Source organism: Streptomyces sp. NPDC097595, assembly GCF_044761525.1.
GTDB classification, from domain to species: Bacteria; Actinomycetota; Actinomycetes; order Streptomycetales; family Streptomycetaceae; genus Streptomyces; species Streptomyces drozdowiczii_A.
In genome coordinates this window covers 266,140-276,435 of record NZ_JBIWCN010000010.1, presented here as the reverse complement: position 1 = coordinate 276,435, position 10,296 = coordinate 266,140, and the positions used below count along the sequence as shown (strand labels likewise).

Here is a 10,296-nt window from a genome sequence, read left to right as displayed (position 1 = left end):
GGGGGGACCCTGTGGGAGAGTAGGACGCCGCCGAACAATCATTGTGGGAAAGCCCCGTGCCATTGGCACGGGGCTTTTCTGCGTTTCAGCCCGGGGAGACCAGACGGGTTTCGTACGCCAGGATCACCGCCTGGACGCGGTCCCTGGCCCCCGTCTTGGCGAGAATCCGGGAGACATGGGTCTTCACCGTTGATTCCGCGAGATGAAGGCGTGCCGAGATTTCGGAATTGGTCCAGCCCTGACCGATCACCGTCAGGATTTCCAGTTCTCGGCCGGTTCGCCGGGATCCGCCGGCAAGTGCTGTACGTACGCGTCCAGGAGACGGCGGGTCAGGCTCGGGGCGACCACCGCGTCGCCGAGGGCCACGGCCCGGATGCCGGACAGCATCTCCTCCGGCAACGCGTCCTTGATCAGGAATCCGCTGGCGCCGGCGCGGAGGCCGTCGTACGCGTACCGGTCCAGGTCGAACGTCGTGACGATCAGGACGCGCGTGCGGGAGCCGGCCCTGATGATGCGGCGGGTCGCCTCTATGCCGTCCAGGAGCGGCATGCGGATGTCCATCAGGGCCACGTCCGGCTGGTGCCGTGCGACCAGCTGGAGCGCTTCGTGGCCGTTGGCGGCCTCGCCGACGACCGTCATGTCGTCCTGGCTCTCCAACAGCATGCGGAAGCCGAAGCGTTGCATGCCGGGGGCGGGAGGTGCGGGGGCGCGTAGTACCGGGGTACGACTCCTGGCGGTCGGGACGAATCCGTTTGCGGGGTCGCGGGAGCGCAGGTCAGGATCGGTACATGGACTACGTGATACGGCCGGTGCGCGCCGGTGAGTGGCGGTCGGTGAAGGAGCTCAGGCTGGCCGCCTTGCAGGACCCGGCCGCCCCGGTGGCGTTCCTGGAGACGTACGAGCAGGGGCTGAAGCGGTCCGACGAGGCGTGGCGTGAGCGGACGGTGGACGCCTCCGAGGACGGCGCGGGCGCGGTGCGGCAGTTCGTCGCGGAGGGCCCGGACGGTTCCTGGGCGGGCTCGGTGACGGTGCTCGTGGAGGGGCCGGACGTCGAGGCGCGGTTCGGTGAGGCGGCGTCGGTGAACCAGGGGCATCTGGTCGGCGTGTTCGTACGGCCGGAGGCGCGGGGCGCGGGGGTGGCGGACGAGCTGTTCCGGGCGGCGGTGGAGTGGGCGTGGTCGCTGGAGGCGCCGCGGCTGGAGCGCGTACGGCTGTATGTGCACGAGGACAATCCGCGCGCCGAGGCGTTCTACCGGCGGTTCGGCTTCGTGCCGACCGGGGAGACGATGCCAATGCCCGGCGATCCGGAAGCGCGTGAGCTGGAGTACGCGGTGGCACGGCCCTGAGGCCGTGCCCGCTCCTCAGAGGCTGCTGGGTGTCCGGAGCTGTTGCGTCCAGTGTGAGCGGGCCTGTTCCGGGGAACGGAGCAGGGCGATGGTGGACAGCCCCTGGGTCTGGCCGGATCTGAGCAGCTCGGGGAGGCGGGGCAGGGGGGCGACGGCCGCGATGTCGTCGAGGACGAGCGTCATTGGTGGGTCGAGCCGGCCGTCGGATGACCGTGCGGCCATGCGGCGGCCGTGCTCGACCACGTCTGAGGCGAGCGCGGTGAGCAGGGGCATCGTCCCTGGACCGGATCGCGGGGTCTCGATGGCTTCACCCACCACATAGAGGCTGCCCCCTTCGTCCGCAAAGGAATCCAGTGCGAGCGCATCTGCTCGATTTGGTGTGCAGGCGTCCCGGACATGGACGGAGGAGAGGGCGCCGAACGCGCGCACCGTCAGTTCCTGGGCCATTTCGCGGCGTTCGGGATGGCCGGTGAGCGCGGACTCCAGCAGTCCGGCGAGCCCGGGGGCCGCCTTGGGGTGGGTGCGCAGCAGGCGGACCGGTTCGTGGGCGCTGCCGCCGATGGCCCAGCGGTGGACCTGGCGGAAGGGGCGGCCGTCGATGGCGGCGGCGTGCAGCCAGCAGCGCAGGAGGGTTTCGGCGAGGTCGGCCGTCGCCGAGTCGACGCGGGCCTGGGGGCGGACGGGGGCGAGCAGTGCGCCCGCGCGGGCCGCGGCCCGGTCGGCCTGTTCGCAGCCGGTGGTGGGCGCCCAGTGCAGCCGGGCCGGGGTGTCGCAGAGGTGGCCGGGGTCGTAGACGAGGACGGGGCCGAGCTTGGCGCGGGCGTCCTTGGTCTCGGCCCAGAGGGTGGGGTCGGAGGTCACGACGAGCACGGGGCCGTCGGCTTCGCGGATGGCCTGGACCGCGGTCGCCCGGCGGGTGGCGGCGGGGCCGTAGAGGACGAGGGGGGTGCGCGGGGAGGGGACTGCCGCGGGGAGGGGGGCGGTGGCGGGGGCCGGTCCGGTGGGCGCCGGTGCGGGCCGTGTTTTTCGGGCGGTGCGTGCTTCGGGGGCGGCTTCGGTGGGAAGGGGCGTCGCCCGCGGTGCGGTTTCGGTGAGGTGTTCGGCGGGAACGGGGGTGGCCGGCGCGGGGACGGGGGCCGTCTTGCGCAGGGCGTCGGGGGCGGGCTCGGAGGCCGGTTCCGGTTCGGGGAGCGCCGACTCGTACGCGTAATCCTGCTGGTTGCTCCACCGGCCGGTCTTCCGGCCCTTGCCCTGGGCCGTCTTGCGCCGCGCGCGCTCCTCGCGGTGGGCCTGTTCGAGGAGGGCCAGCCGCTCCGTGCGTTCCGCGCGGCGGTGGGCCCGTACGGCGCGCCAGCGAGCGATGACGCCCATGACGAACACCGTCAGCACCACGAGCACCATCAGTTCGCCGATGAGCAGGCCCCAGAACAGGCCGTATCCGGAGAGCTGGCCGGGTGGGGTGTTCGGCCAGGCGGCGGGCAGGTCGTGCGGGGCCTCCAGCAGGCGCCGGAGTGCCAGTGGTGTCTCGGTCGGTGTGACGCCGTCGGGCCAGGCGCCGTGGGCGAGGAGGGCGGCGAATCCGGTGGCCGCCCAGGCCAGCAGCGTCAGTCCGAGAAGGAAGGCCAGCAGTCCGACGAGCAGCCCGTCGGGGATGCCGCCCCCCTTGCCGTCGCCGGACCGTCCCCCGTCGCTGCCTGCCATGTCATGCCACCGTTGACTCGGACGACTCGTTCAGTCGCTGCTGGTTCTCGATCCTGGCCGCGCGTTCCTCCGCTTCGAGGTCGGCGGCTCGTACGTCGTCCGGGAGGAGGTCGCTCACGGACGACTCGGTCATGGCGCGGTCGGTGAAGACGAGGGGGCGTTCGGCCTCGGTGATGAGGTGTTTGACGACCTGTACGTTGCCGTTCACGTCCCAGACCGCGATGCCCGGGGTGAGGGTGGGGATGATTTCGACGGCCCAGCGGGGCAGGCCGAGGACCCGTCCGGTGGCTCTGGCCTCGTCGGCCTTCTGGGCGTAGATGGTGCGGGTGGAGGCCATTTTGAGGATGGCGGCGGCTTCGCGTGCGGCGGCGCCGTCGACCACGTCGCTGAGGTGGTGGACGACGGCGACGAAGGAGAGGCCGAGGCGGCGGCCGAACTTCAGCAGGCGCTGGAAGAGCTGGGCGACGAAGGGCGAGTTGATGATGTGCCACGCCTCTTCGACCAGGAAGATGCGCTTCTTGCGGTCGGGCCTGATCCAGGTGTGTTCGAGCCAGACGCCGACGATCGCCATCAGGATGGGCATGGCGATGGAGTTGCGGTCGATGTGCGAGAGGTCGAAGACGATCAGCGGGGCGTCCAGGTCGATGCCGAAGGACGTGGGGCCGTCGAACATGCCGCGCAGGTCGCCGTCGACCAGCCGGTCGAGGACGAGGGCGACGTCCAGGCCCCATGCGCGTACGTCGTCTATGTCGACATTCATCGCCTGGGCGGATTCCGGTTCGGGGTGGCGCAGCTGCTCGACGATGTCCGTGAGGACGGGCTGCCGGTCGGTCGTCGTGGCGTTGACGTAGGCGTGGGCGACCTTGAGGGCGAAGCCGGAGCGTTCGTCGAGGCCGTGGCCCATGGCGACTTCGATGATGGTGCGCAGCAGGGCGAGCTGGCCGGTGGTGGTGATGGCCGGGTCGAGCGGGTTGAGCCGGATGCCGCCGTTGAGTGCGGAGGTGGGGTCGAGGCGGATGGGGGTGAGGCCCAGCTCCTGCGCGATGAGGTTCCACTCGCCGACGCCGTCCTCGCCCTGGGCGTCGAGGACGACGACCTGGCGGTCGCGGAAGCGGAGCTGGCGGAGCACGTACGTCTTCTCCAGCGCGGACTTGCCGTTACCGGACTCGCCGAGGACCAGCCAGTGCGGGGCGGGGAGCTGTTGTCCGTACAGCTGGAAGGGGTCGTAGATGTAGCCCTTGCCGGAGTAGACCTCGCGGCCGATGATCACGCCGGAGTCGCCGAGGCCGGGGGCGGCGGTGGGCAGGTAGACGGCCTGGGCCTGGCCGGTCGAGGTGCGGACGGGCAGCCGGGTGGTCTCCACCTTCCCGAAGAGGAAGGCGGTAAAGGCGTCCGACAACGCGGACAGCGGATCTCGCATGGCGTGACTGACCTCCCTCTCGGTGTCGCGGGCTGGCGGTTAGCGGCGGATGCCGGTGGCGAACGGCAGGGTGTTGACGAAGGCGCGGTGGTGTTCGCGGTCGCACCATTCGAGCTTCAGGTACGACTTTCCGGCCGAGGCGCGGATGGTCCGCTTGTCGCGGGCGAGGGCTTCGGGGGAGCGGGACGACACGGTGATGTACCCCACGATGTTGACGCCGGCGGCGCCGCTGGCGAGGTCTTCACCCCGCTGGTCGAGCCGGCCGTGGGCGGCGATGTCGCGGGGGTCGACGGTGCGGTTCATCTTGGCCTGGCGGCTGGCCTCGGCGTCGTCGTTGGTCTTCTCGGTGAGCATGCGCTCGATGGCGATCTCGGTGGGTTCCAGGTCCATGCAGACGGCGACTGTGCGGATGACGTCGGGGGTGTGGACGAGGAGGGGGGCCAGGAAGTTGACGCCGACGGGGGTCATCGGCCACTCCTTCACCCAGGCGGTGGAGTGGCACCAGGGGGCGCGGGTGGACGATTCGCGGGTCTTGGCCTGGAGGTATGTCGGTTCGACGGCGTCGAGCTCGGCGGGCCAGGCGTTGCGCTTCGTCATGGCCTGGATGTGGTCGATGGGGTGGTCGGGGTCGTACATGGAGTGCACGAGGGAGGCCAGTCGGCTCTGGCCGAGGGGCTGGCGGACCCGGATGTCGGCCTCGGCGAGGCGGGCGCAGATGTCGGTGAGCTCGCGGGCCATGACGACGGCGAGGCCGGCGTCGCGGTCCAGCTTGCGGCCGGAGTGCGGGCGGGCGGCGCGGGCCATGGCGTGGGCCTCGGCGGAGAGCTCGCGGTTGAAGTGCATGCAGGCGACGAGGTAGGCGCGGTGCTGCTCGCTGGAGGTGGAGACCATGGACTGGAGCTGGTCGTAGGAGTCCTGGAGCCAGTGGGGGGATGCCTTGTCGCCGCGCTGGGCGACGTCCTTGGCGTGGGCGTCGGGGTCGGCGGGGAGGGTGCGGGCGAGCATCTGGAGGCGGGTGACGAAGCCGTCTCCGTTGGCGACGTGCTTGAGGAGGGTGCCGAAGCGGTCGACGAGGGCTTCCTGGTCCTCGCTGTCGCGCAGGCCGACGCCGGGGCCCTCGATCTCGATGGCGGCGGTGACGGTGCGGCGGTCGGCGTGGAGGAGGACGGCGATCTCGTCGGGGCCGAAGGGGGCGGAGAGCCAGTTGATGCGGCCGATGCCGGGGGGTGGGCCGATCTCGATCTCGCGGCCGTCGGCGCGGGTGCCGGCTTCCATGGCGGTGGAGCGGTAGGTGGTGCCGCGGCGGAGGGAGCGCTTGTAGCTGCGGTTGATCTCGAACCACTTGTAGAAGGTCCGGTGCCGGTACGGGACGTAGACCATGGCAATGGCGAGCAGCGGGAAGCCGGTGAGCAGCACGATGCGCAGGGAGAGGACGGGGACGAGCAGGCCGCTCATCATGCCGAGGAACGCGCCGGCGATGATCAGGGCGATTTCGCCCGTCTCACGGTTCTTGCCGACGATCGCGTTCGGCCGGGCGCGGCCGATGAGATACGTACGGCGGGGCGCGATCGGATGGGACTGTGTGCTCAACGCCCGCCACCTCCTGTGCGGTTGTTACCTGTGCTGCCTGGTCCGCCGCGGGTGCCGCGGCTGCTGTGGGGGGTGCCGGCGGTCGGAGAGCTGCTGCGGGGCGGGGGTGCGGCGGAGGGGGTGGCTCCGCCGCCGGTTCCGCCTCCGGGGTTACGGGAGCTGTGGGCGGCGACTCCGCCGCTGACCGGGTTGGCGGGGCGGCCGGCGCCGCTGGTGTCGCCGCCGCTCTGGCCGCCGCGGCTGCTGTGGGTCTTGATGCCCTGGGAGACGAGGGCGGCGGGGGAGCTGATCATGGCGGCGGCCTGGGAGCCGTCGGTGGCCTGTTTGCGGTTGGTGCGGGCGCCTTGGATCTCGTCGCCGAAGCCGGGGACGAAGCGGTAGATCATGGCGGAGGCGAAGATGGCCAGCAGGATGATGGCGAGGCCGGAGACGACGGCGGAGAAGGCGTCGGGGCCGTCGTCCGAGGAGAGGGCGCCGGCGAGGCCGAGTACGACGACGATGACGGGTTTGACCATGATCACCGCGATCATGATGCCTGCCCAGCGGCGTACGTGTCCCCACATGTTCTTGTCGACGAGTCCGGCGTAGACGGCGGTTCCCAGGAGGGCGCCGACGTAGAGCAGGGCGGCGCGGATGACGAGTTCGAGCCAGAGGATGCCGGCGGCGAGGATGGAGACGAGGGAGACGACGATCAGCATGATCGGGCCGCCGCCGATGTCGGAGTCCTTCTTGAGGGCTTGGGCGAAGGATCCGAAGAAGACGTCGGTCTGGCCGCCGGAGGAGGAGGCGATGACTTCGGTGACGCCGTCGGTGGCGGAGACGATGGTGTAGAGGATGAGGGGGGTGAAGGCGGAGGCGAGGACGGTGAGCCAGAGGAAGCCGATGGCTTCGGAGATGGCGGTGGTGAGGGGGACGCCGCGGATGGCTCGCTTGGCTACGGCGAGGAGCCAGAGGACGAGGGTGAGGACGGTGGAGGCGGCGAAGACGATGGCGTACTGCTGGAGGAAGCGGGTGTTCGTGAAGTCGACGTTGGCGGTGCCCTTGACTGCGTCGCTGAGCTTGCCCACGATCCACGCGGCGGCGTCGGCACAGCCGCGGCCGAGCGAGGTGAGCGGGTCTAGTGCGGGGTCGGTGCTGGAGGGTGGGGTGGACCTGGACGAGCTGGCGTCGCCGTCCTCGCAGTACTGCTTGGCGGGGCCGATGAGGAGGTCGCAAGCCTTGTTGACCGGACTCTTCGAAGGAGAAGGGTCGGGAGCGGCGATGGCGTTCGCGGAGAAGACGACAACGGAGGCTTGCAGAGTTGCGATCGCGGCGGTGACGGCTGCGAGCTGGCGTCGAAGATTAGCGGGCATAGGTGAACCCTCCGTACTCCTCCACAGCCTTGCTGATCTCGTCAGAGCTGGAGGCGGCTACGTCCCCGGGCACGGGAGCCGGCCCGTCCTTCTGCGAGTCGTTGACGGCCTTCCAGTCGTTGCTCACCCACGTGAGTTCAACTGTCCAGGTCTTCCACGAGGTGCGTACCGGATCGGTGGACCCCGGACCTGACATACCAATCAGGCCCATGTACCAGACCGAAACCTTGGCAGTGTCACCATCGAAGGATTCCACTTTGGTGCCCACCGGCACGGTTCGGGAGACGAACAAGCTGTCTTGCGGCGCGTTCCCATCGGCATCCAGACCCAGCTTGTCCAGAAACCCCGGGGAGTAGGCGGCGTCCTGCGGACCCTTGAGCTTGGCTGCTGCGGCAGGTGTGTAGACGCCATCCACGATCGCGTGCCGACTGCCCTTCTTGAACATCTCGACAGACCCCAGGGCCACCGCAAAGTTGGAGGCTGCGCTCTCCGCGCCCTGTTGGTCGTGGGCGAAGCCTGTGGGGATTGTGCCGGTCTTGCCTGTTACCGGCTTCGTGCCCGTGGGTGCGGTCGGGGCGGCGCCCGCCTTGTCGCCGGAGGTCGTGCCGGGCTTGCCGCTTGAGCCGTCCTTGTCGCCGCCCATGTTGGCGAAGGCGATGGCGCCCAGGAGGAGGATCACCACGCCGGCGAACGTGATGAGGGAGCGGGAGTTTCGGGCCGGGCGGCGGGGGCCGTAGGGGTCGCCGGTGGGGCCGTCGGGCAGGCGGGTGCGGGTCTGGCGGGTGCCGCCGATCGTGCTGTAGGCGTCGCTCGTGCGTCCCGCGTCGTTGCCGTAGCCGTCCTCGTCGCCGAGACTCATGCCGCGTACGCCCCCTCAACCGTTGCTTGAACCACGTCGTAGTACGACGGTAGCCGTGCTGCTCTCCGCGCGGACGCGGTGTGGTGACTCGACATCAGGGGTACGCAACCTCTGCCGGTGGGCACGACGGACGGATGGGAGGGGTGGGGCGGCCGGACCCCGGTTCAGGGGTGACGCCCGGTCAGACGGCCATCCCGTACACAATGGTGAACAGGGTGCCGAGCGATCCGATGATGAACACACCGGTCAGGCCGGCCACGATCAGCCCCTTGCCCTGTTCCGCGCTGAACGTGTCGCGCAGAGCCGTCGCGCCGATCCGCTGCTTGGCCGCCCCCCAGATCGCGATGCCGAGGCACAGCAGGATGGCGATCGCCATCACCACCTCGATCATCACGCGGGCCTCGTTGCCCAGGGTCCCGAACGGCCCCCAGTTCGGGGCGATTCCGCCGATGATGGTGGTGATGTCGCCCTTTTCAGCTGCCAGGATCATGTAAGTCACCGCCCCAGTTGGGTAGTTCACCGCCCGTACCGCATGGCACGGGTCACTCTCTATCTTCGCTGATGAAACGGGATTCGTACGACGGCTTCACGGCTCTCTTTACCCGGATCTCGCACATTTGACCGGTCTGACCGCCCTGACCTGCGGATCGAATCGGTGTGTGGGCGAAATGCGTATGGTCACTCTGTGTATCACGGAGAGTGACGTCGGGCAATGATCGTTATCGCGCCAGGCTGGCCGAGATGTCCCCCGGTGGTCGAATCACGCACTTCAGGGCGGAGGGGGCGAGGCCGGGGCGCCCATCGGGCGCAGCAGAGGGTGGCGTGGAGTCGGTGGACGCGACGGGGTTTTCCAGTACGACGGTGGCCGGAAATCGCACCAGGAGCCGTCGAAGGGAAAGGTTCCGGCCTCGGCGAGCTGTGCGACTGTCGCTCCTTCGGACCGGATTGCGAGCGCTTCCTCGGCCGTCCAGTACGCGGGGTGGCCGGTCTTCTCGGCGAAGGACTGCTCGTCCTTCCAGTTCCACGTCCGGTCCGGGGCGACGTTGATGTCCAGCTCGTGGTCGGCGATGTCGATGTCCGCGCCGTGATGCACGCGCCGTTCGAGGTTGACGTACCAGCCGCGGAACTTGTGTCTGCGGCCGAAGAGCCACAGCACCGAGTGGGCCGCCCCCGTGGGCTGGTAGAAGAGGGCGTCGCCCATCGGCCAGCGGCCCTCGACCACGGGGAAGCCCTCGGCCGGGCGTTCGTGCGGGTCGATGTCGCGCAGGTGGGAGACGCCGCGCGGGAGGGCGGTGTGCCACATCGGGGTGCCCGATTTCATCCACACCAGTTGTCCGGCGCCCGTTCGTTCCACCAGGCGTACGGGTACGGAGGCGCTGAGGTGGCCGCCTATGAACAGGTTCCAGTGCAGGATCTCGCCCGGTGTGCCGCTTGCGGTGTCCCTGTTGTCCTCTTTCATGCGATTGATCATTCCCGCCGCGCGTGCGCCGGACACGTACGGACCGCGCGGGGTACGTCCCTGACGGGGCATCGGCCCGTCAGTCGGTGGCGATGCCCCGGCTCGCGAGGACGTCCGTGTCGAACGACATGCCGATGCCGCAGTCGTCCACGCCCTCGATCAGCCGCAGGTTCGGCAGCAGGCCCAGGTCTTCGAGCGAGCCCACGTCGAAGAGGTCGTCCTCCCCGTCCCAGACCGGCGCGCACTCCTGGTAGACCTCCAGGCCGCCGTCGACGGTCAGCGTCTCCACGGTGGCCAGCAGCTCCGTGCTGATCTCCAGGGCCTCGAAGTGGGCGCGGGCCTCGTCCAGGACGGTGAAGGCGAGGTCGTTCTCGTAGGCGTAGCTCTGCGGGTCCAGGTCGATGCCCTTGGCCTTGAGGCAGTCGGCTATGCGGAACGCCGGGGTGAGCGTCTCGTCGGTGTACATGAGCTGTTCGATGACGAGCAGCTTGAAATTGAAATCGCGGAAAGCCGGCATGCCCCGGATCGTAACGGTGCCCTCGGACAGACCGTCGTGGTCCGTCCGAGGG

Annotated in this window: 9 protein-coding genes and 1 pseudogene; 1 reads left to right on the top strand and 9 read right to left on the bottom strand. The window is 69.7% G+C overall.

Going from position 1 to position 10,296, the window contains the following annotated elements:
• Window positions 1-85: 85 nt before the first annotated feature.
• Window positions 86-684: pseudogene (locus ACIQZN_RS18465) on the bottom strand (response regulator).
• 104 nt (window positions 685-788) lie between these two features.
• On the opposite strand from ACIQZN_RS18465, the gene ACIQZN_RS18460 reads away from it, so the two are divergent.
• Window positions 789-1,346 (top strand): GNAT family N-acetyltransferase, encoded by a 558-nt coding sequence (locus ACIQZN_RS18460; protein WP_403994465.1) that lies wholly within the window; start codon window positions 789-791, stop codon window positions 1,344-1,346.
• Window positions 1,347-1,361: 15 nt separating this feature from the next.
• Here ACIQZN_RS18460 and ACIQZN_RS18455 read toward each other — a convergent pair whose 3' ends face one another.
• From ACIQZN_RS18455 to ACIQZN_RS18420, 8 genes are all read right to left on the bottom strand, one after another.
• Complete coding sequence (locus ACIQZN_RS18455) at window positions 1,362-3,047, bottom strand: type VI secretion protein (protein ID WP_403994462.1); 1,686 nt, start codon at window positions 3,045-3,047, stop codon at window positions 1,362-1,364.
• Window position 3,048: 1 nt separating this feature from the next.
• Complete coding sequence (locus ACIQZN_RS18450; RefSeq protein WP_026171334.1) at window positions 3,049-4,467, bottom strand: ATP-binding protein; 1,419 nt, start codon at window positions 4,465-4,467, stop codon at window positions 3,049-3,051.
• A gap of 39 nt (window positions 4,468-4,506) precedes the next feature.
• Entirely contained in the window at window positions 4,507-6,057 is a 1,551-nt protein-coding gene (locus ACIQZN_RS18445; RefSeq protein WP_403994458.1) for an SCO6880 family protein, read from the bottom strand.
• Window positions 6,054-7,409 carry a hypothetical protein gene (locus ACIQZN_RS18440; RefSeq protein ID WP_403994455.1) on the bottom strand — a complete coding sequence of 452 codons (1,356 nt, stop codon included), beginning with the start codon at window positions 7,407-7,409 and terminating at the stop codon, window positions 6,054-6,056. The genes ACIQZN_RS18445 and ACIQZN_RS18440 overlap by 4 nt, the downstream gene beginning before the upstream one ends.
• A complete protein-coding gene (locus tag ACIQZN_RS18435; RefSeq protein ID WP_403994452.1) occupies window positions 7,399-8,268 on the bottom strand; it encodes a hypothetical protein in 870 nt (289 codons plus the stop codon). Before ACIQZN_RS18435 ends, ACIQZN_RS18440 begins: the two co-directional genes overlap by 11 nt.
• Window positions 8,269-8,449: 181 nt before the next feature.
• A complete protein-coding gene (locus tag ACIQZN_RS18430; protein WP_024493027.1) occupies window positions 8,450-8,758 on the bottom strand; it encodes a hypothetical protein in 309 nt (102 codons plus the stop codon).
• Window positions 8,759-9,037: 279 nt separating this feature from the next.
• Window positions 9,038-9,727 (bottom strand): DUF402 domain-containing protein, encoded by a 690-nt coding sequence (locus ACIQZN_RS18425; RefSeq protein ID WP_403994449.1) that lies wholly within the window; start codon window positions 9,725-9,727, stop codon window positions 9,038-9,040.
• 79 nt (window positions 9,728-9,806) lie between these two features.
• Entirely contained in the window at window positions 9,807-10,244 is a 438-nt protein-coding gene (locus tag ACIQZN_RS18420; protein WP_403994446.1) for a DUF6892 domain-containing protein, read from the bottom strand.
• Window positions 10,245-10,296 lie beyond the last annotated feature (52 nt).